The 23,625-nt window shown below is 68.8% G+C and carries 28 protein-coding genes and 1 pseudogene; 11 read left to right on the top strand and 18 right to left on the bottom strand.

The window, feature by feature from the left end:
• The 10 genes from LRS04_RS04025 to LRS04_RS03985 are packed head-to-tail and all read right to left on the bottom strand — an operon-like array spanning nucleotide 1 to nucleotide 6,535.
• Entirely contained in the window at nucleotides 1–336 is a 336-nt protein-coding gene (locus LRS04_RS04025; RefSeq protein ID WP_257815269.1) for a hypothetical protein, read from the bottom strand.
• Nucleotides 336–908: a chemotaxis protein CheD gene (locus LRS04_RS04020; RefSeq protein ID WP_257815268.1), complete on the bottom strand. Its 573-nt coding sequence runs from the start codon at nucleotides 906–908 to the stop codon at nucleotides 336–338. Before LRS04_RS04020 ends, LRS04_RS04025 begins: the two co-directional genes overlap by 1 nt.
• Nucleotides 905–1,294, bottom strand: a complete 390-nt coding sequence (locus tag LRS04_RS04015) for a response regulator (RefSeq protein WP_257815267.1) — start codon at nucleotides 1,292–1,294, stop codon at nucleotides 905–907. Before LRS04_RS04015 ends, LRS04_RS04020 begins: the two co-directional genes overlap by 4 nt.
• On the bottom strand, nucleotides 1,294–2,316 hold the full coding sequence (locus tag LRS04_RS04010; RefSeq protein ID WP_257815266.1) for a chemotaxis response regulator protein-glutamate methylesterase: 1,023 nt from the start codon (nucleotides 2,314–2,316) through the stop codon (nucleotides 1,294–1,296). Before LRS04_RS04010 ends, LRS04_RS04015 begins: the two co-directional genes overlap by 1 nt.
• The gene (locus LRS04_RS04005; RefSeq protein ID WP_257815265.1) at nucleotides 2,313–3,200 is read right to left on the bottom strand and encodes a protein-glutamate O-methyltransferase CheR; all 888 of its coding nucleotides are present in this window, start codon (nucleotides 3,198–3,200) and stop codon (nucleotides 2,313–2,315) included. Before LRS04_RS04005 ends, LRS04_RS04010 begins: the two co-directional genes overlap by 4 nt.
• Nucleotides 3,197–3,670 (bottom strand): chemotaxis protein CheW, encoded by a 474-nt coding sequence (locus LRS04_RS04000; RefSeq protein ID WP_374573207.1) that lies wholly within the window; start codon nucleotides 3,668–3,670, stop codon nucleotides 3,197–3,199. Before LRS04_RS04000 ends, LRS04_RS04005 begins: the two co-directional genes overlap by 4 nt.
• Nucleotides 3,667–5,091, bottom strand: a complete 1,425-nt coding sequence (locus LRS04_RS03995; protein ID WP_374573199.1) for a chemotaxis protein CheA — start codon at nucleotides 5,089–5,091, stop codon at nucleotides 3,667–3,669. The genes LRS04_RS04000 and LRS04_RS03995 overlap by 4 nt, the downstream gene beginning before the upstream one ends.
• Complete coding sequence (locus tag LRS04_RS27570; RefSeq protein WP_374573191.1) at nucleotides 5,088–5,846, bottom strand: Hpt domain-containing protein; 759 nt, start codon at nucleotides 5,844–5,846, stop codon at nucleotides 5,088–5,090. Before LRS04_RS27570 ends, LRS04_RS03995 begins: the two co-directional genes overlap by 4 nt.
• A 21-nt stretch (nucleotides 5,847–5,867) precedes the next feature.
• Complete coding sequence (locus LRS04_RS03990) at nucleotides 5,868–6,233, bottom strand: response regulator (RefSeq protein ID WP_257815263.1); 366 nt, start codon at nucleotides 6,231–6,233, stop codon at nucleotides 5,868–5,870.
• A complete protein-coding gene (locus LRS04_RS03985) occupies nucleotides 6,230–6,535 on the bottom strand; it encodes an STAS domain-containing protein (RefSeq protein WP_257815262.1) in 306 nt (101 codons plus the stop codon). Before LRS04_RS03985 ends, LRS04_RS03990 begins: the two co-directional genes overlap by 4 nt.
• A gap of 463 nt (nucleotides 6,536–6,998) precedes the next feature.
• Between LRS04_RS03985 and LRS04_RS03980 the strand changes: the two genes are divergently transcribed.
• The 8 genes from LRS04_RS03980 (at nucleotide 6,999) to LRS04_RS03945 (ending at nucleotide 15,262) form a co-directional block, all read left to right on the top strand.
• Entirely contained in the window at nucleotides 6,999–7,457 is a 459-nt protein-coding gene (locus LRS04_RS03980) for a MarR family winged helix-turn-helix transcriptional regulator (protein ID WP_257815261.1), read from the top strand.
• Nucleotides 7,458–7,546: 89 nt separating this feature from the next.
• Nucleotides 7,547–8,341, top strand: coding sequence for a crotonase/enoyl-CoA hydratase family protein (locus LRS04_RS03975; protein WP_257815260.1), 795 nt, complete (start codon nucleotides 7,547–7,549; stop codon nucleotides 8,339–8,341).
• Between the two features lie 6 nt (nucleotides 8,342–8,347).
• Nucleotides 8,348–9,943, top strand: a complete 1,596-nt coding sequence (locus LRS04_RS03970) for a tetratricopeptide repeat protein (RefSeq protein WP_257815259.1) — start codon at nucleotides 8,348–8,350, stop codon at nucleotides 9,941–9,943.
• 90 nt (nucleotides 9,944–10,033) lie between these two features.
• Nucleotides 10,034–11,917: an AMP-binding protein gene (locus LRS04_RS03965; protein WP_257815258.1), complete on the top strand. Its 1,884-nt coding sequence runs from the start codon at nucleotides 10,034–10,036 to the stop codon at nucleotides 11,915–11,917.
• Nucleotides 11,914–12,732, top strand: coding sequence for a thioesterase domain-containing protein (locus tag LRS04_RS03960; protein ID WP_257818943.1), 819 nt, complete (start codon nucleotides 11,914–11,916; stop codon nucleotides 12,730–12,732). Before LRS04_RS03965 ends, LRS04_RS03960 begins: the two co-directional genes overlap by 4 nt.
• Nucleotides 12,733–12,840: 108 nt before the next feature.
• On the top strand, nucleotides 12,841–14,214 hold the full coding sequence (locus LRS04_RS03955) for an integrase arm-type DNA-binding domain-containing protein (RefSeq protein ID WP_257815257.1): 1,374 nt from the start codon (nucleotides 12,841–12,843) through the stop codon (nucleotides 14,212–14,214).
• Between the two features lie 140 nt (nucleotides 14,215–14,354).
• The gene (locus tag LRS04_RS03950; protein ID WP_257815256.1) at nucleotides 14,355–15,008 is read left to right on the top strand and encodes an AAA family ATPase; all 654 of its coding nucleotides are present in this window, start codon (nucleotides 14,355–14,357) and stop codon (nucleotides 15,006–15,008) included.
• On the top strand, nucleotides 15,005–15,262 hold the full coding sequence (locus tag LRS04_RS03945) for a ribbon-helix-helix domain-containing protein (RefSeq protein ID WP_257815255.1): 258 nt from the start codon (nucleotides 15,005–15,007) through the stop codon (nucleotides 15,260–15,262). The genes LRS04_RS03950 and LRS04_RS03945 overlap by 4 nt, the downstream gene beginning before the upstream one ends.
• 30 nt (nucleotides 15,263–15,292) lie before the next feature.
• Here the strand turns inward: LRS04_RS03945 and LRS04_RS03940 are convergent, their stop codons facing one another.
• The gene (locus LRS04_RS03940) at nucleotides 15,293–15,559 is read right to left on the bottom strand and encodes an AlpA family transcriptional regulator (protein ID WP_257815254.1); all 267 of its coding nucleotides are present in this window, start codon (nucleotides 15,557–15,559) and stop codon (nucleotides 15,293–15,295) included.
• A gap of 443 nt (nucleotides 15,560–16,002) precedes the next feature.
• Between LRS04_RS03940 and LRS04_RS03935 the strand changes: the two genes are divergently transcribed.
• The 3 genes from LRS04_RS03935 to LRS04_RS03925 are packed head-to-tail and all read left to right on the top strand — an operon-like array spanning nucleotide 16,003 to nucleotide 17,477.
• Nucleotides 16,003–16,233, top strand: coding sequence for an XRE family transcriptional regulator (locus LRS04_RS03935; protein ID WP_257815253.1), 231 nt, complete (start codon nucleotides 16,003–16,005; stop codon nucleotides 16,231–16,233).
• Nucleotide 16,234: 1 nt separating this feature from the next.
• Complete coding sequence (locus LRS04_RS03930; protein ID WP_257815252.1) at nucleotides 16,235–16,702, top strand: HipA N-terminal domain-containing protein; 468 nt, start codon at nucleotides 16,235–16,237, stop codon at nucleotides 16,700–16,702.
• The gene (locus LRS04_RS03925) at nucleotides 16,602–17,477 is read left to right on the top strand and encodes a type II toxin-antitoxin system HipA family toxin (RefSeq protein WP_257815251.1); all 876 of its coding nucleotides are present in this window, start codon (nucleotides 16,602–16,604) and stop codon (nucleotides 17,475–17,477) included. Before LRS04_RS03930 ends, LRS04_RS03925 begins: the two co-directional genes overlap by 101 nt.
• A 29-nt stretch (nucleotides 17,478–17,506) precedes the next feature.
• Here the strand turns inward: LRS04_RS03925 and LRS04_RS03920 are convergent, their stop codons facing one another.
• The 7 genes and pseudogenes from LRS04_RS03920 to LRS04_RS03885 form a co-directional block, all read right to left on the bottom strand.
• Nucleotides 17,507–18,535 (bottom strand): relaxase/mobilization nuclease domain-containing protein, encoded by a 1,029-nt coding sequence (locus LRS04_RS03920; protein ID WP_257815250.1) that lies wholly within the window; start codon nucleotides 18,533–18,535, stop codon nucleotides 17,507–17,509.
• Nucleotides 18,532–19,047 carry a MobC family plasmid mobilization relaxosome protein gene (locus LRS04_RS03915; protein ID WP_257815249.1) on the bottom strand — a complete coding sequence of 172 codons (516 nt, stop codon included), beginning with the start codon at nucleotides 19,045–19,047 and terminating at the stop codon, nucleotides 18,532–18,534. The genes LRS04_RS03920 and LRS04_RS03915 overlap by 4 nt, the downstream gene beginning before the upstream one ends.
• Before the next feature lie 262 nt (nucleotides 19,048–19,309).
• Nucleotides 19,310–20,824 carry an SAVED domain-containing protein gene (locus LRS04_RS03910; RefSeq protein ID WP_257815248.1) on the bottom strand — a complete coding sequence of 505 codons (1,515 nt, stop codon included), beginning with the start codon at nucleotides 20,822–20,824 and terminating at the stop codon, nucleotides 19,310–19,312.
• A 39-nt stretch (nucleotides 20,825–20,863) separates the two neighbouring features.
• Nucleotides 20,864–21,764: pseudogene (locus LRS04_RS03900) on the bottom strand (CBASS oligonucleotide cyclase).
• Nucleotides 21,764–22,264 carry an HORMA domain containing protein gene (locus tag LRS04_RS03895; RefSeq protein WP_257815245.1) on the bottom strand — a complete coding sequence of 167 codons (501 nt, stop codon included), beginning with the start codon at nucleotides 22,262–22,264 and terminating at the stop codon, nucleotides 21,764–21,766. The pseudogene LRS04_RS03900 and the gene LRS04_RS03895 overlap by 1 nt, the downstream one beginning before the upstream one ends.
• Nucleotides 22,261–22,737 (bottom strand): hypothetical protein, encoded by a 477-nt coding sequence (locus LRS04_RS03890; protein ID WP_257815244.1) that lies wholly within the window; start codon nucleotides 22,735–22,737, stop codon nucleotides 22,261–22,263. The genes LRS04_RS03895 and LRS04_RS03890 overlap by 4 nt, the downstream gene beginning before the upstream one ends.
• Nucleotides 22,734–23,534, bottom strand: a complete 801-nt coding sequence (locus LRS04_RS03885; protein ID WP_257815243.1) for an AAA family ATPase — start codon at nucleotides 23,532–23,534, stop codon at nucleotides 22,734–22,736. Before LRS04_RS03885 ends, LRS04_RS03890 begins: the two co-directional genes overlap by 4 nt.
• Nucleotides 23,535–23,625: the final 91 nt, after the last annotated feature.

Here is a 23,625-nt window from a genome sequence, read left to right as displayed (position 1 = left end):
TCAGCCTCCGAAGAGATCGAGTTCGCCTGTCTCGGCGGCGGCCTGGCTATCGTGGCCGGTGAGGGACCGGGCGAGGTCGGCGAGCGTCACGCCCTGGGCGGCGGCCAGCGAGTCCACCCGCCAGTCGGACGGCAGCTCCCGACCGAGCGCGGCGAGGAACTGGGCTAGGCCGGCGGCCCGCTGGGTGATCAGGTCGAGGGCCTGACCGTCAGCCAGACCGGCGGCCATGGCGTCGGACAGCGCCGTCTGCAGGACCTCGCACGCGCCGGCGAGGTCGGCCAGCTCCGTGGCGCAGGCGGCCATGACCTCGGTGATCGGCTGGGTCTTGGCGGCCATCAGAAGAGCTCCAGGGCGCCGGTCTGCGGCGCGGGCTTCGGGACCGGCAGGAAGGTCTCGGCCTCGAAGGCCTTGCGGTCGTCGCCCAGGAACACCTGGCGGGCCCGTCCGCTGACCGGCCAGTACTGGATACGCCGTCCCGAATCGCCGCGCAGCGAGCCGCCCACGTGGTTCAGCTTCTCGGCGGCGAGGAATTCCTCGGCGAACCTGGCGTTGGACGCGCCCACGTCGGTGAGGCCCTTCACCAGCCGGCCGCCGCCGAACAGCTTCACCTCCAGCCGTTCGCGCCGGGCGCCGCGGGCCAGCAGTGCGTTGACCAGCAACTCCATGGCGTGGACGCCGTAACGGACGGATTCGCCGTCCGCGCCGTCGGCCTTCGGACCGCCCGGCAACAGGAAGTGGTTCATGCCGCCGATGCGCGCCACGGGATCGCGCATGCAGGCCGCCACGCAGCTGCCGAGGATCGTCGTCAGCACGATGTCCGGGTCGTCGGAGATGGCGTGCTCGCCCTGGACGACATGGATCGGCCGCTTGGCGAGGTCGGCGTAGCGGGAGGCGGCGACCGCGCTCATGTCAGTCCGCCGAACACCGCCTCGATCTTCCCCTTCAGGGTGGCGACCGTGAACGGCTTCACCAGGTAGTTGTTGACCCCGTACTGGACGGCGCGCTGCACCAGCTCCTTGTCGGCCCGGCCGGTGAGCATGATGAAAGCCGTCGAGCGGATCGGCTCGTGACTGCGGATGGCGCGGAGCAGGCCCAGGCCGTCGAGCTTCGGCATGTTGTAGTCCGAGATCACCAGGTTCGGCTTCTCGGTCAGCACCTGGCGCAGCCCGGCCTCGCCGTCCGGCGCCTCGGCGAACTCGCGGAAGCCGAGCTGCTCGAGCCCGTTGCGGACCAGCGACCGCATGGTCTGCTGGTCGTCGATGATCAGGACCTTGATGGAGGACGCAGCGGGCATCAGCTTTTCTCGACTGCAGAAGTAGCGGGCGCTTTCAGCATCTCGGCGGCGAGCTTATCGAGCGGCGCCTGGCGCTCGACGGCTCCGATCTCGAAGGCGGCTTTCGGCATGCCGTAGACGACCGAGGTGGATTCATCCTGGCCCAGCGTCCGGGCGCCCGCCTGGCGCATGGCCAGCAGGCCCTGGGCGCCGTCACGGCCCATGCCGGTCAGGATCACGCCGACGCCCTTGCGGCCATAGACCTTGGCCATGGAGCCGAAGAGGACGTCGACGGAGGGGCGGTGGCCGTTGACCCGTTCGCCGGCGCGGATGCGGCAGCGGTGGCTGTCGGTGACCTCCAGGTGGCAGTCGCCGCCCGGGGCCAGGTAGACGTGGCCGGGCTCGAGCGGGGCGCCGTCCTGCGCTTCGGCGCAGGTCGGCGCGCAGAGCCGGTCCAGGCGCTCGGCGAAGCTCCTGGTGAAGGTGCCCGGCATGTGCTGGGTGATCACGGTCGGCGGGCAGTTGGCCGGGAAGCGGCTGAGGATGGTGATCAGCGCCTCGACCCCGCCGGTCGACGAGCCGATGGCGATGACCCGCCCGTCCGGGGCGTGATCAAGCCGCTCGGGCGCCTTGGGCGCCGGTCCGCCGGCCGGCCGCACCCGGGCGCGGGCGGCGGCCTTCACCTTGGCCGGCAGGTCGTCGAAGGAGTCGGCGCCGCCGGTGACCGGCTTGGCCACGCAGTCGATAGCGCCTAGCGCCAGGGCCTCTAGCGTCGCCTCGGCGCCGCGGACGGTCAGGGTCGAGACCATGACCACCGGCATCGGCCGCAGGCGCATGATCTTCTCCAGGAACTCGAGGCCGTTCATGTTCGGCATCTCGACGTCCAGGGTGATGACGTCCGGATTGAGCTGCTTGATCGCCTCGCGCGCCTCGTAGGGGTCGCCGGCCTGGCCGACCACCTCGATCTCCGGGTCGCGCTTCAGCGTGGCCGAGATCAGGCTGCGCATGGTGGCGCTGTCGTCGACAACCAGAACGCGGATCATCGGCCGGCCCCCGTCAGCCTGTAGGTGGTCACCCCGTCGGTGGCGAACCTGGCGGTGTCCGGTCCGCAGACTCGCTCGGAGTGGCCGATGTAGAGGCGCGCGCCCGGCGCCATCAGCGGCACGAAGCGGCTGAAGATCTTCGCCTGGGTCGCCTCCTCGAAATAGATCAGGACGTTCCGGCAGAAGATCGCCTGGAACTGGCGCTTCATCGGCCAGTCGCCGATCAGGTTGAGCTCGTTGAACACCACCAGGCGCTTCAGCGGCTCGGACGCGCGCCAGGCGTCGCCCTCGCGCTCGAACCAGCGGGTCCTGAGGTCGGTGGGAACCGGGGCCATGGCGGTCGCGCCGTAGAGCCCGGCCCGGCCCTCGGCCAGCATCTTGGTGTCGATGTCGCTGGCCAGGATCCGGATGTCGGCGTCCGGCGCGTCCGGCATCAGCGACAGGATGGTGAGCGCGATGGAATAGGCTTCCTGGCCGTTGGACGAGCCGGCCGACCAGATGCGCAGCGAGCCGCCGCGGCGGACGTCGGCCAGCAGGCCGGGCAGGACCTGGGCCTTCAGGTGCTCGAAGTGGTGCGGCTCGCGGAAGAAGCGGGTGACGTTGGTGGTCAGCGCCACGATCATCTGCTGGCGCTCGTCCAGGCCGTCCTTGCCGGACACCAGGGCGCAGTAGTCGCGGAAGCTTTCCAGTCCGAGCGTGCGCAGCCGCTTTGCCAGGCGCGAATAGACGAGGGTCGCCTTCGACTCGGGCAGGGCGATGCCGGCCGCCGCGTGCAGCGTCTCGGCGATCATGCGGAAGTCTTCGGCGGTGAAGGTGAACTCGCCTTCCACCAGTTGGGCGTGGCGGCTCTCTCGGACAGTCATCTGGGCGGCGGCCTGGCTCATGCGGCCGCTTCGAGGTCGCTCTCGGGCAGCACCCGGTCGAGCGAGATGAAGGAGACCATGCGTCCGTCGATGGCCAACAGGCCGCGGACGAAATTGCGGACCATCTCGGACGCCACGTCCGGCGTCGGCTGGATCATGTCGTCGCTGACCGTCAGGATGTCGGAGACCGCGTCGACCAGCAGGCCGACGATCTGCTTCTCCACCTGGGCGACGATGATCACATGGCGGGCCGTGGGCTCGGCCGCGCCGAGACCCAGGCGGGCTCCCAGGTCGACGATCGGCAGCACCGCGCCGCGCAGGTTGATCACGCCACGCACGAAGGGCGGCGCCTGCGGCAGGGCGGTGGCCGGCGTCCAGCCGCGGATCTCGCGCACCGACATGATGTCGACGCAGAATTCCTGGGAGCCGATGCGGAAGGAGATCAGCTCACGGCCCAGGCCGGCGGAGGAGGGCTCGCTCATGGGGGTCATCCTGCGGCTTGCATGAGGCGCGGCGCCTCGGTGGTGCGGGAGGCCGCGACCAAGGCGTCGATGTCGAGAATGAGGGCGACGCGGCCGTCGCCCAGGATGGTGGCCGCCGCGATGCCGGGGACGCGGCGGTAGTTGGCCTCCAGGCTCTTGATGACCACCTGGCGCTGACCCTGGATGGCGTCGACCAGCAGCACCGCGCGGGCGCCGCCCTCGCCCTCGATCAGCAGGGCCACGCCCTCTTCCGGCTCCAACGGCTCGGTGCGGTAGCCGAGCGACAGGCCGACATCGACCAGCGGCACATAGGAGCCGCGGATCGAGATCACCCGCGCGCCGCCGCCCAGCGCGTGGACCTCGACGGACTTCGGCTGCAGGGTCTCGACGATCGCGGTCAGCGGCGCGACCAGGGTCTGCTCGCCGGACGACACCACCATGCCGTCGAGCACCGCCAGCGTCAGCGGCAGGCTCATGGTGAAGGTGGAGCCGAGGCCGGGGCGCGAGGTGATCGAGATCCGCCCGCCCAGCTCCTGGATCGAGCGCTTCACCACGTCCATGCCGACGCCGCGGCCGGAGATGTCGGAGACCTCGCTCGCCGTGGAGAAGCCCGGGGCGAAGATCAGGTTGTCGGTCTCTTCGTCGGTCAGGGCCGCGTCGGGGGCGATCAGGCCCTTGTCGATGGCGATCTGCTTCACCCGCTCGCGGTTGATGCCTGCGCCGTCGTCAGCCACTTCGATGACGATGCGGCCGGACCGGTGCAGGGCCGACAGGCGCACCACGCCTTCCGGATCCTTGCCCGACTCCTTGCGCTTCTCGGGCTTCTCCAGCCCGTGGTCGATGGCGTTGCGGATCATGTGGGTCAGGGGATCGGCGAGGCGCTCGATCACCGTCTTGTCCACCTCGGTGCCTTCGCCCTCGGTGATCAGGCGTACCTGCTTGCCGGTGGCGCTGGCCACTTCGCGCGCCAGCCTGGGCATCCGCTGGAACACGGACTTCACCGGCTGCGCGCGGATCGCCATGACACTGTCCTGGATCTCGCGGGTGAGCTGTTCCAGCTCGTCCAGCCCCATGGCGACGCTCGAGGCGCGGGCGAGGCCGGCCTCCGTGACGCGCTGGGCCAGCATGGCCTGGTTGATGACCAGCTCGCCGACGAGGTCGATGAGCCGGTCGACGCGGTCGAGGTCGACGCGGATGGTCGGGGCCGCCTGGGCCGCGGCCGCCGGAGCCTGGACGGCGGCCTTGGCCGGCTGGGCAGCCGGGGCAGGCGCGTCCGGAGCGGCCGCAGTCATGGGCTCAGGGGCCGGCTTAGGGTCCCCGACGGCGGCTTCCTGCGCCTTGGCGATCAGGGCCGAGATGTCGAGTTCGGGCTCGGCGGCGGCTTCCGCCGCGGGGGGCCTCGGCGGCGAGAAGGGCGGCGACCGGATCATCCCCGTCGCCGACGCCGCCCGGGCGCACGTCCAGCTCGCAGTCGCCGTCGACCCATTCGAAGACCTCGCGCACGGCGGTCTCGGTGGCGTCGCCGGTCAGGCGGACGGTCCAGGAGAGGTACGAGCCCTCCGGATCGAGGTGCGGCAGCAGCGGCAGGGCGGAGGCGTCGAGTTCGACCTCCACCTGGCCCAGGCGCGACAGCTCGCGCAGCAGCAGGACGGTCTCGTTGGCCTTGGCGTAGAGGTCGGCCCGCGGCTTGAAGTGCACGCTCCAGCCCCCCGCCCGAAGCGGGCGCCGCGACGACCGGCGCGGCGTCGAAGGCGGCCAGCGGCTGGAAATCCAGGTCGCCCATGCCGTCGTCGTCGTCGACCACGGCCTCGCCGCCCACGAAGGCCTTCAGCTCGCCGGCCAGCTCCTCGCAGCGCGCCTCGTCGACGGTCCCGCCGTCGCGGGCCGCGCGGACCAGGTCGGTCAGGACGTCGGCCGAGCGCAGCATGACCTTCATCAGGTCGGGCGTGGGGGCCAGTTTCTCGCTGCGGACCTGGTCGAGGGTGGTCTCGAAGACGTGGGCGAAGCGGACCAGGTCATCGAGGCCGAAGGCCCCTGCGCCGCCTTTCACCGAGTGCACCGCCCGGAAGACGGCGTTGACCGTCTCCGAGCCATGGTCGCCCTCGTCCATGGCCATCAGGCCCGATTCCAGCTCGGCGAGTTGCTCCTCGCACTCCTGGAAGAAGGTCGCCTTGATTTCCTCCATCGGATCCACGGTCAGGAATCCTCAGGCTGCGACGCGGCGGATCGCGTCCACCAGCTTCTCTGGGTTGAAGGGCTTCACGATCCAGCCGGTCGCGCCGGCGTCGCGCGCCCGCTGCTTCTTCTCGGGGTCGCTTTCGGTGGTGAGCACCAGGATCGGCACGGCGCGGTGGCGCTCGTCGGCGCGGACGCCTTCGATGAAGCCGTAGCCGTCGAGCCTGGGCATGTTGATGTCGGTGACGATGACGTCCGGCGTGGCGTCGTCGAGGACCTCCAGGCCGTGCTGGCCGTCCTCGGCCTGCAGGACCGTGTAGCCGGCCTGGACCAGCGCCAGCCTGAGCATGTCGCGCATCGTGCGCGAATCGTCGACCGTCAGGATGGTCAGGCTCATGCCGCAAGCTCCGAAGGTTGGAAGTAGGTCGGGTAGGGCGCGCCCAGCAGCGCCAGGGTCTCGACGAAGGTTTCCGAGGGCTCGGTCACCGCGAATTGCGCGCCGTCCTCGGTCCAGGTGTTGCGGGCCGAAAGCAGCACCTGGAGGCACTGGGCCCCTAGCCGCTCCACCGCCGCGGCGTTGACGGTCACGTCGCGCCCGCGCAGCGCAAGCAGCGCCTGGGCCAGCGGCGTCGCCGCCTTGAGATCGAGGACCGGAGCCAGTTCGAGGCTCGCCGGTCCGGCGTCCGAAGGAGTGGTCATGCCCTAGAGTTCTTCCCAGTTGTCCACGTCCGAGAGCGGAGGGGCGCAGGCGTCGTGGCCACATCGGCGGCGTCGGCCGTCAGCGTTCGGGAGTCGCTCAAGAAGAAGGTCAGCACCGGACACAGCCCCACGTCGGCGGAGCGTTAGGGACCGCTGACCCTCGACTTTTGATCGTTCGGTCCTTGAAAAATGATTACTTCATTGTTGAGTAGAAGTGAATATAAAAACCACAACATGCATATCATTAGCGTGCTAAGTTGGGAAAATCCGTTGTTTTGGTGAGCGATTCCCGTTCGCAGATCGTGTTTTTCCAAGTTGCGAGCGGTTCACAAGTAAGCAAAGACAAGCTTTGGACACATTGTCGCATTGCAGCATTGGCGGCGCAGGTTAGTTTCACCTTGCATACGATTACTCAGATTACGGAATTCCAGCCGCATTCCGCGATCCTCCCCGGAGCCTGTTGATGTCCCAGAGTCACCGCGCCGATTCCGACGCTGACGTTCGTGCGGCCCTTGCCCAGGGCTTGCTGCTCGCCGGCCGTCGCTGGCGCGCCCGCCTCAACGAGCGCCTGAAGGTGATCGGCCAGACCGACGCCCGCTGCGCCGCCCTGGCGGAGATCGCCGGCGCCCAGGATGGCGTCGTGCAGCGTGAGCTGTCCCAGCGCCTCGGTGTCGAGGAGCCGACCGTGGTCCGCCTGATCGACGCGCTGGAGGCCCAGGACTGGGTCGAGCGCCGGGCGCACCACGGCGACCGCCGCGCCAAGGTGGTGCGGATCAAGCCGGGCGCCACGCCCGTGCTGGAACAGGCTCAGGAGATCGTCGCCGACCTGCAGGAAGAGCTGTTCGCCGACATGAACCCGGCGGACCTCGACGCCTGCCTGCGCGTGCTGGGCCAGCTCTCGGATCGTCTCGACCGCAATTGATAGCGGTCACCTGACCAAGAATTCGCTGGAAGGCCCGCGCCGCCCGTCGCATTGACCCTGCAAAGACGAAACGCAGGGGAGACGAGGCGATGGACCTGATCACCATCGAGCGCCACGGCAAGGTGGCCGTGCTGACCATCAACCGGCCGGACGCCATGAACGCGCTGGGCGCGCCGGGCGACGGCGACCAGGTGGCGGCGGCCTGCGCGGCGATCAACGCCGACCCCTCCGTCCGCTGCGTGGTTCTGACCGGCGCCGGCCGCGCCTTTTCCGCCGGCGGCGACGTGAAGGCCATGCAGGCCCGCACGGGCGCCTTCGGCGGCTCCGGCGTCGAGATCCGCGAGGGCTACCGCGGCAACATCCATCGCGTCGTCCGCGCCATCTACGGCCTGGAGGTCCCCTCCATCGCAGCGGTGAACGGCGCGGCGATCGGCCTTGGCTGCGACGTGGCCTGCATGACCGACATCCGGATCGCCGCCGAGGAGGCGAAGTTCGGCGTCACCTTCCTGAAGCTCGGCCTGATCCCCGGCGACGGCGGCGCCTGGCTGCTGCCCCGGACCATCGGCATGAGCCGCGCGGCGGAGCTGTTGTTCACCGGCGACGTCATCGACGCCAAGACCGCCTGCGACTGGGGTCTGGTCTCCAAGGTGGTGCCGCGCGAGGGCCTGATGGACGCCGCCCTCGAACTCGCCAACCGGATCGCCGAGCAGCCGCCGCATGCGCTCCGCCTCGCCAAGACCCTGCTGAAGCAGGGCCAGACCGCCAGCTACGACACCCTGATGGAGATGAGCGCGGCCGCCCAGGCGATCGCTCACCTCACCGACGACCATATGGAAGGCGTCAACGCCATCCTCGAAAAGCGCAAGCCGCGGTTCGCCGACTAGGCCGGGATGCCGCCTGCCGCAAAGCAACTGGCCGCCGACGCGCTGGCCCAGGCCCGCGCTGGGCGGCTGGCCGAGGCCGAGGCGACCCTCGGCCGGCTGCTGCAGCTCGAGCCTCGCAACGCCCGCGCCTGGGCCATGCAGGGGTCGCTGCGCCTCGACCTCGACCGTGCGACTGACGCGCTCGCCGCCTTCGACCGGGCGCTCGCCCTCGATCCCAGGGCGGCCGCCGTCCACGTCAACCGCGGCGCGGCGCTCGGCCGGCTGGGTCGCCTCGAGGAGGCGCTGGCCGGCCTGGACGCCGCGCTCGCCCTCGATCCGTCCCTGGCGCTGGCGCACGCCAACCGCGCCAGCCTGCTGAACCGGCTGGAACGCTGGGAAGAGGCCGTCGCCGCGGCCCGGCGCGCCACGTCCCTGCAGCCGGCCCTCGCCGCCGCCTGGACCCACCTCGGGGCCGGCCTCTACGACCTCGGGCGCCTGGACGAGGCGCTCGCCGCCTTCGAGACGGCGCTGGCCCGCAGCGCTCCGCAGGAGCGCGCCAAACGGCTCTGCGACCTCGGCATGGCGCTGGCCGCCCAGCAGCGGTTCGAGCCGGCGCTCGCCGCCTTCGACGAGGCCGCGGCCCTGCGGCCCGACGACGCCCTGCCGCGCTATCGCCGCGCCCACGCCCGTCTGGTCCGTCGCGACTTCGCGGGCGGCTGGGACGACTACGAGTGGCGCTGGCGCGCGGCGCTCTTCACCGACCATGCGTCCGGCCGGATCACGCCGGAGCTCCGCCGCCGCCTGACCATCGCTCCGACGCCGGAGGCCCTCACGGGCCGGGTCCTGGCGATCGCCGAACAGGGGATCGGCGACGAGATCATGTTCGCCAGCATCCTGCCGGACCTGGCGTCACAGGCGAAGGTGACGGCGGTCGTCGATCCGCGCCTCGTGCGCCTGATGTCCCACTCCATGCCGCAGGTCGAGATCCTGCCCGGCCCGAGCCTCGCCGGCCTCGACTTCGACGCCTTCGACCATGTGGTGGCGCTGGGCAGCCTGGCGCACGCCTTCCGGCGCTCGGGCGACGCCTTCCCAGGGACGCCCTTCCTCGCCCCGCGGGCGGAGGTCGTGGCCGCCTGGGCCGACCGCCTCGGCCCGCGCCGGGCCCCGCTGCGGATCGGCCTCTCCTGGCGGGGCGGGGTGCGCCGCACCCTCGCCTCCGAGCGGTCGATGCCTCTCGCTGCGCTCACGCCGCTGCTCGTCCGGCCCGACTGCGAGTTCGTCAGCCTGCAGTACGGCGAGGCGGCCGACGAGATCGCGGCCCTCAACGCCGGCCTCGAGCGTCCTCTCGCGGCCTTCCCCGGCGCCGACACCCACGACTTCGAGGATCTCGCCGGCCTCGTCGCCAACCTCGACCTGGTGGTCACCGTCCAGACCGCGCTCGCCCACCTGACCGGCGCCCTCGGCAAGCGCGGCTTCGTGATGATCCCGGAGCGCGCCGAGTGGCGCTACACGGCCGCCGGCGAGGACATCCCCTGGTACGGATCGCTCCGACTCTTCCGGCGTGGCGCAGGCGAGGCGTGGGGCCCGGTCGTGGACCGCATCGCGGCGGCCCTGGCGCCTTAGGGGGCTCTCCGGCCGGATGAGACGACGGATCATGCCTCCGTCCCCCCAGGATCATGGCCGGCCGGCAAAGCTGAGCCTTAAGGTCGCGGCATGGGTCCCTCCCTCTCCGGCCTGACCTTGCGCGCGGCGGACGCCGCCGAACCGGCCGTCGACGGCGGTCCGGCCTGGCTCGCCGTCGATCCGCGCCCTCTGGACTGGAACGGTCCGGCGGCCCGCCCTTTCGTCCGCTTCCGCGACGAGGACCTCGCACGGCCGGTCATCGACCTCCTGCAGGCGATCGCCCGCCGCCAGCCGGACCGGATCGCCGTCACCGCTACGGACGGCGCCCTCACCTTCGCCGAGCTCTGGGCCAGGCTCTCCGGCGTCGCCCAGGCCGTCGCCGCCCGCACCCAGCCGGACGACCTCGTCGGCCTGCTGCTGCCCGCCTCGACGGCCTTCCCGGTCGCCGCCCTGGCCTGCCTGGCTGCGGGGCGTCCGTTCGTCGCCCTGGACCCGCACTATCCCGAACAGTGGCTGTCCGACGTCCAGACCGAGGCGCGGCCCGCCATGCTCCTTCGCCCCGACGAGGTCCGGGACCTCGCCCGGGCGCCCGTCTCGGACGCCTGGCGCCCGACCCCCGCCGGCCCCGACGAGCCGGCCTGCGTCCTCTTCACCTCCGGCAGCACCGGCAAGCCCAAGGGCATCGTCAACAGCCAGCGCAACCTGCTGCAGCGCGTGGCGCAGTCGGTCAACGCCGCGCACCTCAATGCCGACGACCGGTTCCTGACGCTCGCGTCGCTTTGCACCATCGTCGGCATCCGGGACCTGCTCACCGCGCTCCTGGCCGGCGGGAGCGTCCGCCTGGTCGATCCGGGCCGTCTAGACGCCCGCGAGATCGTCGACCTCGTCCGCGCGGACGGGATCACCGTCCTCTTCGCCTTTCCGGCCCTGCTGCGGTCGGTGCTGGAGGCCGGGCCCGGCGCGGCCGGCGAGACCCTGCGCCTGGTCCGCGTCGGCGGCGACACCACGCTCTGGAGCGATATCGACCTGATCCGCGGCTGGCTCCCGCCCGGCGCGGCCATCCAGTCGATCTACGCCGCCACCGAGGCTCCGATGATGCAGTGGTTCGCGGGCGATGCGGCGCGCGCCGACGACCTCCGGATCCCCATCGGCTATCCCCTGCCGGGCAACCGCCTGGCGATCGTCGACGGCCGCGGCCGCGCCGTCCGCCCGGGCGAGGTGGGGGAGCTGATCGTCGCCAGTCCCTATGTCGCGGTCGGGCGCTGGACCGGCGGCCGCTTCGTGGCCGACCCCGCCGGGGACGGCAGGACCTTCCGGACCGGCGACCTCGTGCGCCAGAGGCCGGATGGCCTGATCGAGCGGATCGGCCGCCAGGACCGGCAGGTGAAGATCCGCGGCGCCCGGGTCGAGCTGGATGGCGTCGAGGCCCTGATCCGCCAGCATCCCGGGGTCCGCGACGTCGGCGTCCTGGTCCGCGTCCGCCGGCCGGGCGCCGCCGCGACCCTCGTCGCCTGCGTCCACGCGCAGGACAGTGCGCCGGCCGGCCTGCTGCAGGACCTGCGCGCGCGGATGGCGTCGGCGCCCCCCGCCATGCGGCCCGGCCGCTACCACCTCGTGGACGAGGTGCCCCGCCTGCCGAGCTCGAAGCTCGACACCCGCGCGCTCGCCGCCCTGGACGCGGCCCGCGCGCCCGCTGCTGCAGCGCCCCGCCCGAACCCCGCCGCGGGCGGCGATCCCATCGCGCGGACGGTCGCAGAGGTCTGGCGCTCGGTGCTGGGCGCGCCCGTCCGTGGTCCGGACGACGACTTCTTCGAGGCCGGCGGCGACTCCTCATGGCCCTCACCTTCGTGCTCGAGCTCGAACGGGCGCTGGGCGTCGCGCTGTCGGTCGGCCTCATCGGCGAGGCCCCCCGCTTCGGCCAGCTCTGCGCGGCGCTGCGCGCGCCGGGCGGGGCGGCCTCGGCCGCGCTCGTGACCCTGAAGCCGGGCGAGGGGGCCGCGCCGGTGTTCGTCGTCCCGGGCCTGGGCGGCGCCGTCTCGGCCTTCCTTCCGATGGCCCGGCGGATGACCTGGCCCGGCGCGGTCCTGGGCTTCCAGGCCCCGGGCCTGGCCGGGAAGGCGAAGCCCCACGCCAGCGTCGGCGCCATGGCTGCCGACTACCTGCGCGAGCTGAAGGCGCGGCAGCCGGAGGGCCCCTACCACCTCTGCGGCTATTCCTTCGGCGGCCTCGTCGCCTTCGAGATGGCCTGCCGGCTCCGCGAGGCGGGCGACGAGGTCGGCCTGGTCGCCCTCTTCGACACCACGCGGAGCCCGCTGACCCTGGCCCGCCCGCGCCTGGGCGGCGATCCTTGGCCGGCGCCTCGCCGCGCTGTGGCGGCGAAGCGAAGGCCGCACGCCGCACCCGCCCGTCTCCCTGCGCCTCCTCGACGTCTGCGCGCACGCGCTCCTCGCCTCGGCGCGATACCGCCCGGGCGTCTACGACGGGGAGCTGACCCTCTTCAGCCCGGCCGACCGCGAACCCGGCCTGCCGCCCCTGGAGACGGTCTGGCGCCCGCACGCTCGCGAGGTGGTGGTCGCGTCCACCGGCGGCAGCCACCGGACCATGCTCTCAGGCGCCCACGCCGCGTCCACGGCGGCCCTGCTGACGCAGCGCCTCGCCGTGGCCTAGAGGCTTCAATTCATTGGGAAGAAATGGCGCGCCCGGAACGATTCGAACGTCCGACCCTCAGATTCGTAGTTTTTGTTAGCACCCTCGACGGGTTCCGCCGGACGCACGCTAGAGCACGCTAAACCTATTGTTCTTGCTCATGTTTTTCGGGTGTGGTAGGGTCTCTGAGTGGCCCGACCTTGAAACTAGGTTGGGGCAAACCCCAACCTAAACCCCAACCTAATTCGTCCATGAGCGACCTCAAAGCCACCCTCAGCGACAAGGTCATCAGCCGCCTGCCGCTGGCCGACAAGGGCCAGTACGAAGTTCGGGACACCGAGCTTCGTGGCTTCTTCGTGCGGGTCGGGACCAAGACGAAGGCCTTCGCCGTCCTCGGCGAGCACTGGAAGGACGGCAAGCGTCACGCCAAGAAGGTCACGCTCGGCACGACTGACGATCTGACCACCCGCGACGCCCGCGCGAAGGCCAAGGATGTCCTAGCGAAGATCGCTAAGGGCGAATATGCGGAGGAGGCTAAGAAAGCCCCCGACGCCCCGCCCACCGCCAACGTCACGCTGGGGCAGGCCTGGGCGCGCTATCGCGTTTCGCACCTGGAGCGGAAAGGCCGCAGCGCGGGGACGATTGCGGGCTACGCCGATCACGTCGAACGGATGCTGAAGGACTGGCTCGAAAAGCCGCTAAGGGAGCTCGGCGAGAACCCGGGTCTGGTCTCGCAACGTCACGATGAGCTGACGAAGAGCGCAGGACCTTACGCCGCCAATGGCTGCATGCGAACGCTGCGCGCCATCTACAACCACGCGCGGCGGGGCGTCCGCGGCCTGCCCCCGGAGAACCCGGTGATGGCCGTGGACTGGAATGAGGAGAAGCGCCGCGACGTCGCCATGGGCGCCGTCGACATCAGCGGCTGGATGATCGAGGCGGGTCGACTGCGCAATCCGATCCGCCGCGAGTTCCACCTGTTCACCGTCCTCTGCGGCAGCCGTCCCACCGCGCTGAAGATGGCCAAGGTCGAGCACCTGAACTTCAAGGATCGCATCTTGCACATCCCCTCGCCCAAGGGCGGGGCCAAGAAGGCGTTCGACATCCCGCTGTCGCGGCCGATGATCCGCTGCCTGGTCCGGGCCATGCGCGCCGGCAGCATCCTCCATCCGGACGCGGCGAAGACCTGGATCTTCGCGGCCGACAGCGAGGAAGGCCACATCGTCGAACAGAAGGAGAGCCGCAGCACGCTATCGAAGTGGGGCAACGACCTGCGCCACACCTACCGCACCCTCGGCCAGGCCGCCGGCCTCTCCCCCGTCGACATGCACCTGCTGATGAACCACAGCGTCAAGGGCGTGAACGAGGGCTACATCACCCGCTCCAAGCTGCTGAACGATCACCTGCGCGCGTCTCAGCAGACCCTGTCGGACTTCATCATTAAGTCCGGCACGGCGCCGCCGAAGGATGGGTCCAACCGGGAACGGGTCTGGCCTCTGCTGGCCGCACGTCGAATTGGCGACGATCAGCTTGATCCCACCCCGCCAGACCCGCGCGAAGGCAAGCCGCTGGGTCCGCGAAAGGCAAGGACGGCCGAAGCGGTCGAGCCGGCCAAAGCCGCGTAGACAGGGCCACGTGTCGATGTGTTCGCACGTGGACACCCCGCCGATTTCTAACCGAACCTACGATATCCTTCGACGGGGGCGCTGAGCCCCTGGTCCTGCTGACCCAGCCTGTTCACATGTCCGCGTGTGCGGAGGTGAACATGCGGACCATAGCCATCGTGAGCCAGAAGGGTGGTGCGGGTAAGACGACCCTTGCGGTCAACCTCGCCACAGAAGCGGCGAGATCCAGCGTCTCCCTCATCGTCGACACCGACCCGCAAGCGACCGCCAGCCGGTGGGGCCAGTGGCGTGGCGGCGGCGACCCGGAAGTCGTCGATTGCGGCGCGCCGACCCTTCTCGCGGGCAAGCTGGCCAAGGCGGCCGCCCTTGGCGCCGAGGTCGCTGTGATCGACACGCCGCCGCATGCCGACGCAATGGCGCGCCAGGCCGCGCAGCTGGCGGACCTGCTCCTTATTCCCTGCCGTCCCAGGGCCTTCGACCTGGCTGCTATCGAGGCGACGGCGGAGTTGGTTCGGTCCAGCCGGAAGCCCGCTTTCGTGGTCTTCAACGCCGGCCCTCCGCGAGCGCCTCATATCTACCGGGACGCCGCCAATCTGATCGGTGGGGAGTTCGGTCTTGAGATCGCCCCCGTCGTCCTGCCCGAGCGCGCCGCCTTTCATCACAGCGTCGCCGTCGGTCTGACGGCAACGGAACACGGCCTTGAGGGCAAGGCGGCTTGCGAGATGCGGGAGCTTTGGGCGTGGACATGCGAACAGCTTGGCATGTCCACGCCGGTCCAGGCGGTGCCGGCATGAGCCGGTTCGACGCGATCAGGACGGAGCGGGCGAAGCCTGAACCGGCGTCCGATCCCGCTGTCACGGTCGCGCCTCAGGGCCGACCACTGGCGCGGGTCGGCAAGAAGGCGGTTGGGGGCTACTACAGCCCCCAGCTCAGCCAAGCCCTAAACATCCTCGCCTTGGAGCAGAACGCCACGCTTCAGGCTCTGCTGGGCGAGGCAATCGACGACCTGATGCGCAAGTACGGCAAGCATCCGTTCGGCGAGCGCTGACACGTCCGCACTTCGTCGTGCCGACAGTGGTCAGGCGTGGTGCGCAACGGCCTCCTCATCATAGCGGCGCGCGGCGCGGACACGCCCGCCATCGGGGTCGGTCGTGGAAGTCTGGGCGCCCTGATCAGCCCAAGCCTCCAGATCGCTCAGGGCATAGACGACCCGCCCGCCGATCTTCCGGTAGCGGGGGCCCGTGCCGTAGGTGCGATGCTTTTCCAAGGTGCGCCCAGACAAGCCAAGGTGACGGCCTGCTTCGGGGGTCCGCAGGTAGCGGTTGGGAGCTCTGGATGTTTCCATGACGGCGATACCTCTGCGCAGGGAGCTCGCCCAGAGACGGACCGCTCCATCATCGACTCAGCGTAGGCGGGTGGGACTCCGGCGGGAAAGGCGTAAGCCTACCCATCTCAGCGAGCGACGGCGTGGCGGAGACGGAACCTGCGGGTTCCAAGTTCGCCCAATTCGATAACCTGCAGGTTCCGGTTCGAGGAAACAGCCGCGGCCCTCCATGCACCATAATTCGTGCGTTAAATGGAATATTGCACGATTTATGATGCAACCGCTTGACCGTTAGGCTTGCATATAGAGATATCGCACCATAAATCGTGCGTTATCTGGGATAGCTCCCTGTTTCTGGTGCAGCCATGAAGGCCTCTAAAGCCCAATCCGCCTTGCCGCTCTCCGTCCGCCGCGGACTTACGAAGCTTGGCGGCGACATATCGACGGCTCGCAAGCGCCGGAACATGACCGTCGCCATCCTGGCCGAGCGGGCTTTCGTCGGCCGTAACACCATCACCCGCGTGGAGCGTGGCGACCCCGGCGTCGCCGTCGGAATCTATGCCACGGTGCTGTTCGTCCTTGGGTTGGCCGACCGCCTCAGCGCACTCGCTGACCCCGCCACCGACCAGGTTGGCCAGACCCTCGCGGAGGAGCAATTGCCTAAGCGCGTCCGGACCAAGGCGGAGGCCCGCTGACATGGACCGGGAGATCGAAGTCCATATCGACTGGGCTGGCGCGACCCGTCCGGTTGGCCGGCTATGGGCCAGGGCCAAAGGCGCTCGCCAGACCTGCTCCTTCGCCTACGATCCGGCTTGGCTAGGCTTGGCGGGCGCGTTCCCGCTTGAACCCAACCTCCCCCTGGTTCGAGGCGACGCCCACTGGGACGGCGGCCTCTTCAACGCCTTCAGCGACCCCGCGCCGGACCGCTGGGGCCGCAATCTGATGGGCCGCCGCGAACGCCACCAAGCCAAGGCGGAAGGCCGAGCGCCTCGCACCCTGCTGGAGGCGGACTTCCTTATGCTGGTCGAGGACCAGACCCGTCTCGGCGCCCTGCGCTTCCGCGATGTCGGCGCCGAAGGCTTCGCGGCAGCTGGCGCCCACCCTGTCCCGCCCCCTCGTCGCCTTGCCCCGGTTACTGGGGGCGGCGCGCCGGATCGTCGATGATCGCGAAACCGACGAAGACCTACGCCTACTCCTGGCTCCGGGCAGTTCGCTCGGTGGCGCCCGCCCGAAGGCGTCCGTGAGGGACGCCCAGGGCGAGCTCCTGATCGCCAAATTTCCGAGCCAGACGGACGACTGGCCGATACCGACGTGGGAGTCCGTAGCCATGACGTTGGCCCAGCAGGCCGGCGTCTCCGTGCCTGCGTTCCAACTGCGCCAGGTGGCCAAGCGGCCGGTGTTCATGATGTCGCGCTTCGACCGTATGGCCGATGGCGGCCGCCGGCCATTCCGCTCGGCGCTGACCGCGCTCGGCGCCGCCGACGGCCAGGTCCGAAGCTATCTGGAACTGGTCGACGTCCTGCGCCAGGACGGCGCCGACGCTCCGGGTGACGCGGCCCAGCTCTGGCGACGGATGGTGTTCAACATCCTGATCTCGAACACCGACGACCACCTGCGCAACCACGGCTTCTTGCGCGAGCCCGGTGGTTGGCGCCTGTCTCCAGCCTACGACCTCAACCCCATGCCGACGGACGTGAAGCCGCGCATCCACGCTCTGGCGCTCGACGAGACTGACCAAGATGCCTCACTCGACACGGTGCTTGGGGCGGCCGCCTACTTCAGGCTCGGCAAGTCGGAGGCCTTGGCCATCGCCAAGGAGGTCGGGATCGTGGTCGCCACTTGGCGCGAAGTAGCTGGCCAGCACGGCCTGACCGCCAACCAGATCGATCGCATGGCCAGCGCCTTCGAGCATGACGACCTCGCCCGCGCCATCGCCTGAAGCCCGCAGGGCTCAAGCTGGGTGAGCGGTCACCGACCTCGCTCTTTGCCCGTCTCGGGGTCGCTGCGGCCAAGCCTGGTGTTCGCCATGCGTAGCTCCCGAGCCAAAGCCAACCGCTGGGTATCGGGATGGGGCATGCTCCGCACGAAGGCCTCGACCTTGGCCGCCAAAGCGCGATCCGCCGGATCGCTCGACTTTCCGAGCAACTGGGCCTGGGTCAGGTAGAGCGTGCGCACCGCCTGCTGTCGCGCAACGATCCGTTGATCCCACGGCGTCCGCTCGGTCCGCCCCTGAAAGGCCGTCGCTGCTGCTTCGCGGTATGCCGAGCGACGCACCCGCGCCATGGGTCCACCACCCGCCTCATGTCGGTCGCGGATCTTCCGCAGCGGTGTCCGTTCGGCCTTCCGCGTCACCCCCCGTGCACGCCGCGGCGTCGCTTCAGCCTCAACGCCACGATCACGAAGCGCTTGGGCGAAGGTCTGGCGCCAAAGCTCGAGGTCGGCCTTCTTCGGGTTCAGGCGCTCACCCATGTGGCCACGTGAACATATGGCCAAGTGAACGTGTGGACGCGGCGTGTCAGTGTGGAGCGTGAACACGTAGTCATGCCGACCTGCGAACATGTCGGCCGCAAAGGATCGCGCCGCATCCCGCACCGCGATCTCGTTCGTGCCGGCCGGCATCGACAGGATGACCGAATGGCTTAGGGGCGAGTCCTTGCGACGGGGCCTATCGCCCAAGGTCGCAGCGGCCCAGGAGTCCGCCAGGTCCGCCACGTCGCGCCGGTCGACGATCAGGGCGCCGTCAGGACCTTCCAGTTCGAGCCGGCCGTTGCGCGAAATGTAGTCGAGGTGCGCACGAAGATGGGCGCCATCTCGGGTGCGACCCGTGACCTTGACCATCACCTCAGGCGCGCCGGCGACCACGCGCTCCAGGCGCACCCGCGCCCCGGCCCCGACAGCCGATGAAGGTCTCAGGACAGAGCGCGGGCGGACGATGCGCTGCCGGACAGGCGGTCGCCAGACATCCTCGAAGCCCCCCACCATCTGAAAGTCGGTCATAGCTCGACCGCCCAGTAGGCGAGATTGCCCTCGAACGCCTCGCGCAGTGTGGACATGTGCGCACGTAGTTCTGCCTGCAGGTCGGCGAGATAGGCGACCTCCAGGTCGAGAACCTTGCCCTCCATGACGGCGGTGTTCAGGGCGCGGGCGATCTGGTTCACGTTCACGCCAATCCTCCGGACTTCGCCCTGGATGGCGAGGAGGGCGACCCCATCCGGAGGCCGGAAGGTTGGCCTCCCGTGAAGGCGGTGGCGGATGAGTGCGGCAGCCCAGCCGTTGGGCGTCAGTCCCATGGCCGCGGCCTCGCGCGCCAGGCCGGCACTATCCTCTGCCGCCAGCCGAACTGTGAGCTTCGAAGGGCGCGTCGGGAGACGCCCCACCGGCGCCGGCGCAGTGGCCGCGACCTGATCCATGAGGCGGCGCAAGGTCGGGGCTCGGCCGCCCTGGTTGCCTGCAGCGGCATCAAACCGGGCAAGGAGGTCGTCGGCCACCCGAATGCTGAGATTGGCCACCGGGCCGCTCCACGTAGTGATCCGCCGCCGCGAAGGCTATCCTGCCCTAGACAGCGACGAACCCAGACTGGCCCCTCCCCTCGGCGCGCGCGAGGCGTAAGCCTACGCCCCCCGTCGCGCGCTCGCCCGCCGCCCCTGCGGGACGCCCCAACCGGGCCCAGACCCATGGAACACCACAAACCGCGGCAGCAGGAGCGGACCATTCGAGGCAATTCTGAATCCGGCAGTTAGGCTGTCGCTCGGGGCCCTTAGTCCGCCGCGGCTAGTCCACAACAAAAGACGGCTGATAGGTTTTGAAACCCCGCCGGTCGAAGTCAAATTCGTAGACGATGCACGGCGCTATCGCCCTGTGCTGCTGACCCAGAAAGAACATCAGTGCGTTTGGACACGCGGCGAAGATGTGGGCCATCGCGTCAGGGGTGTTCACCTTCAATGCCCTTACGGCGTTGGATACCTGCTCGGCCAGCGCGGCGGCATGAGTACCGCCAGCAACGGTTTGCCCGCCAGGGCCAGCGGGAAGGGTAAACTGCACCACCCTACCGACGGCCGGCAGGTGCGCTTTCACATAGGCCAGGGTTTGGGCTTCGGTGGATTGCGAGACGCTAATCGCAAGGGCGATTTCCGCGCCGGACCCGACCTCCTGTTCCGTGACAGTGAATGCGGCGCCTGTTGACGGAGTACTGCCGCTGGCACGCCAGGTGCGGCTTCCGACGCGGCCCTTCTGAACCAGTTCGACCTCGACCCCGCTCTTCGAATCCAAGACCGAGCCTGCGAGGAAAGCGATCGAAGCATGAGCATCGAGCACCAGGCGCAACTGGGCGGAGCGCTTGACCGCCGCCAAGAGAAAGGCCTCAACGCGGGGCCGGATATCGATCTGCCAGTCGCGATCATCGCGCAGGTAGCGCTCGCGGAACTGGTCCACTAGCAGCAGCGTATCGTCGGGCGCGGCACCGATAATGTCCGCCGCCGGTCCCAGGAAACTGCGGATGGCGATAGGCAGAAACGGATCGACCGCCGCCGCCACCGGGGCCATCAGGCCCTCCTCCTCGCAAAGCTTGAGGAAGGTCTCCCGGGTCAGGCCGTTCAACTGTCGAACCTTCAGGGCGCGTGCGAGTTCGTCGTATCGAAACTCCGACGCGGTTTCACAGGCCAGCAAGCCGACCACCCGGGCCTTGACGTTGATCTCAGATCTCAGGTCTTCGAGCGTGCGATGGCCGTCCAGGATCCGTAGGCCTGTGACGACGCGCTTCAGCTCCTCGTCGCTGGCCAGCTTCAGGTGCTCTCGCCAAAGCTTGCGCACCTTGCCCATCCGGCTCCGATCCGTCGTGCCGTCAAACAGTCGCTCAACAAGCAACGACCTGTCAGTCCCCGAGATCAACGTTCCCAGAGGATCGCCATCCTTCACCCGATAGGTGGTCATGAAGGCGAACCGGGCGGAGGTGGGCGCCGTCTCCCGGGCCTGCTTCAGCCGTTCAAGCAGCGAGACGCTCTTGGCACCGATGAATTCCGGATCGATCAGATCGGCGTAGCCGAAGCGGCCATCAAGGGCCACGTGCCATTTGACCTGATGGTACTCCGCTGAGACCCGTTCGGGACCACCTCGTGGGACAGCCGGATCATACTTCACCACCACGTCATCGAAGGCTTTGGGACCGTTGGCCTCGAACGTCACTTCCACGACGGAGGAGTTCGGCAACAGGAGATTGAAGGCGTTCTCCCAGAACACCCGTGCCTGATAGTTGTCCCCATGCCAGCGGGCCATGACAGCGTCAGCCATGATGCTGGTCCTGATCGCTCGGGTGGGAATCGGTGGCGGTCACGACAGGGGGAACTTCGGGCCGAACAGGGCGCGCCAAGCCTTGAGCGCCTCGCCGTTGCGACCTTGACGGACATGGTCGATGGCGACGCTGGCCTCGCGGCTGGCCGCCCGCAATAGCGCTTGAGCGCGCTGCTTGCGCGCTGCATCCATGCCGTCGCTGATGGGCGGGCCGAGACCGGCAGGGTCCGGCCATTCGTCGAGGATCCGGTCAGCCAGGGGTCGAGAGGAAGCCCTGGATCTCGTAATCGAACCGACCCTGCCAGCCACCATAAAGGCACTGCAGCGCCATGACCTCGATCAGGAACGACGGCTTGACCGGCTTTTCGCCGTGGCGCGGGTTGTTGTTCCAATACTTGACCATCCGAACCAGCCCCTTCCATTCGCTGGAGAAAGCCTGGTGCGCCTCGGTGGCTTTGCGCGCATGAATTTCCGGATTGGTCTTGATCCATTTTCCGGTGTCGGTGTCGGGAATCTCGTAGTCGTCGCCGAGCGGAAAGGCGGGCACCACATCGACGCTGACGACGCGATAGTCGGTGTTGTCCTCGGCATCGATCACCACGCCGAAATCCACGTTCACCGACCGGCCCTGCTTGCGGACGGCCTTGGCGCCGTACTTCTCCACCAAAGCGTCATAAAACGCGCCGATGACGACCGAGGGCGCATTAGAGCGATAGTCCCGCTCCGACTCGGCCAACACGAAAAAGATGTCGATGTCCCGCAGCGGCTTGGTCTTGGTGTGGCGCTTGTAGGACCCGGTCAAGAAGCTGCGGGCAATGGTGAACTTATTCACCAAATAGTCCCGCACCTCGTTCTGGCGGTCAGACGCGTTCTTTTGTTCCCGGTCGTTAAGCTCCAAACGGCTCTTGAACTTGCGGAAGGCTTCTTCGACGGTCAGCACTAGGTTTGCCTCCAGTAGGCCGTATTGGCGCCCAGACCGCTGTGTTCGATTGTGGAGCCGAGGCTTTGGCGGGTCATGCCCGCGGTGGAGCGATAGGGCGAGGTGCTCCATCCAGAGACGTCCGGCGCGCCGGGTTTGTGCTTGAGCAGCAGGCGATAGTCGGCCGCGCTGGGCGCGAGCCCTGCCTTGCGAATGTGATAACGGAGCTGATCGGTATCGGTCCAGAAGCCGCCGTCGCCAGAGCTCCAGTTGTAAACGATGTCCATGTCCCAGCGCAGCACAAGCGCATCGGTCTTGGGATTGAAGATCTCGAGCACCGCGCGCTCCAGATATTGGCCGTCGAGCCACACCTTCAACGCCCGCATGTAGTCGTCCCAGCCTTCAACGAGCTTGGACGGGTCAAGGCCGCTCAAGCGGATGATGTCCTTGATGCTCTTGAGGATGTTGTCGGCGACGTAGGTGACCGAGTGCGTGTAGGTGTTGACGGCGACGGTGGTCATTGGCCCAGGAACCCTTTCAGGTCGAGGGTCAGCCCCGACGAGGCTACCGCTGATTTCGTCGAATCCGCCGATGTGGCTGCGGCCTTATCTCGCGCGGTGATCCGGCTGCTGTGTTTCTTCAAGGCGCCCTGAACCCAGGTCAGATCCTCGGCCTCGCAGGGCAACGAAATCTGCCAGTCGCCCTTCAGCGGATCGAAGCCGAGCGCCCCTTCGTTGGCGTCGGACCCATCGACGGCGTCTTCATCGTAGACGCAATAAATTCGGGTCCGCGGACCATCGCAGGTCACGACGATCGCCGCGCCCTCGGGCACCTTGTCGGCGATGATGCTCGCCGCCACACCGGCGACGGCGAACAGTTCGTCGCGCACAGCATCCGTCCTGCCCTGGAGCAACAGGTCCACGATGGCGCGCCAGGTTGCGGCGGCGTCGCGCTCAGGCGTGCTCTTGAACGTGCGGCTGGCGACGGTGCTCATTTCGAACGCGCCTCCGGCGAACGGTTGGCCTTGGCGGACTTGGCCGCGGCGAAGATGTTCTCGAGCGTGACCTGATCCGGATTGACGGCGGTCTGCGGGCTGCTCGCCAGGGCGTTGGCGACCATCTTGCGGATGGCTCGGCCGTCCAGCCCGACACATTCGGCCGCGCAGCGATCGAAGCCGGGTGCCGATGCTAGCCGACCAATGCTCGGAAACGTCTGACCGAGCCCGGCCAAGCAGTCTTTGAGAATGCGCCCACAGGCCTCCCGGTCGGGAAGTGGGATGCGCAGAACCAGATCGCAGCGCGACGTAAAGGCGCTATCGACGGCGTCAGGAAAGTTGCTCGTGGCGACGAACAGCAGCTCCGGGAACCGATCCGCCAGCGCGTCCAGTTGAACAAGCACCGCATCGGTCGCGCGGTGGATGTCGATGGGGTTAGCGTCCAAGCTCATCTTAGAGCGGTCGGCGGCCAAGGTCTCGACTTCATCCAACAAGACGATGGTCGGGCCCTGGCTGGCAGCTTCTGCAATAGCCTGGGAGAAGAGGTCCGATACCGCCCGCTGGGTCTTGCCCATCGCCGAACTGGTCAGGGTGTGCGGCTCCACCTCCAGCAAGCGGAAGCGGCCACCTTGGAAGGCGAGCGCTGTCCGGTGAGCGAGGCCGCGGGCCAGCGAGGTCTTCCCCGTCCCCGGCTCGCCCACCAGCAGAATGACACCGTGGAGCGGCAGAACGGTACGGCTGACTTTGCCGCGAATGGTGAAGTTAAGCACCGCCTGCGATAGCAACTGCGTCTTCAAGCTATCGGCGAGGATGATCGAGATCCCACAGGGCTCCCAGGCCTGGGTCCGGTAACGGACGGCTCCGCTGGATGCCCTTGGGCAACTCCAT

Source organism: Phenylobacterium sp. J367 (assembly GCF_024699985.1).
GTDB lineage: Bacteria > Pseudomonadota > Alphaproteobacteria > Caulobacterales > Caulobacteraceae > Phenylobacterium.
The sequence above is the reverse complement of the archived record's forward strand: the minus strand, read 5'-3'. Positions and strand labels throughout refer to the sequence as shown.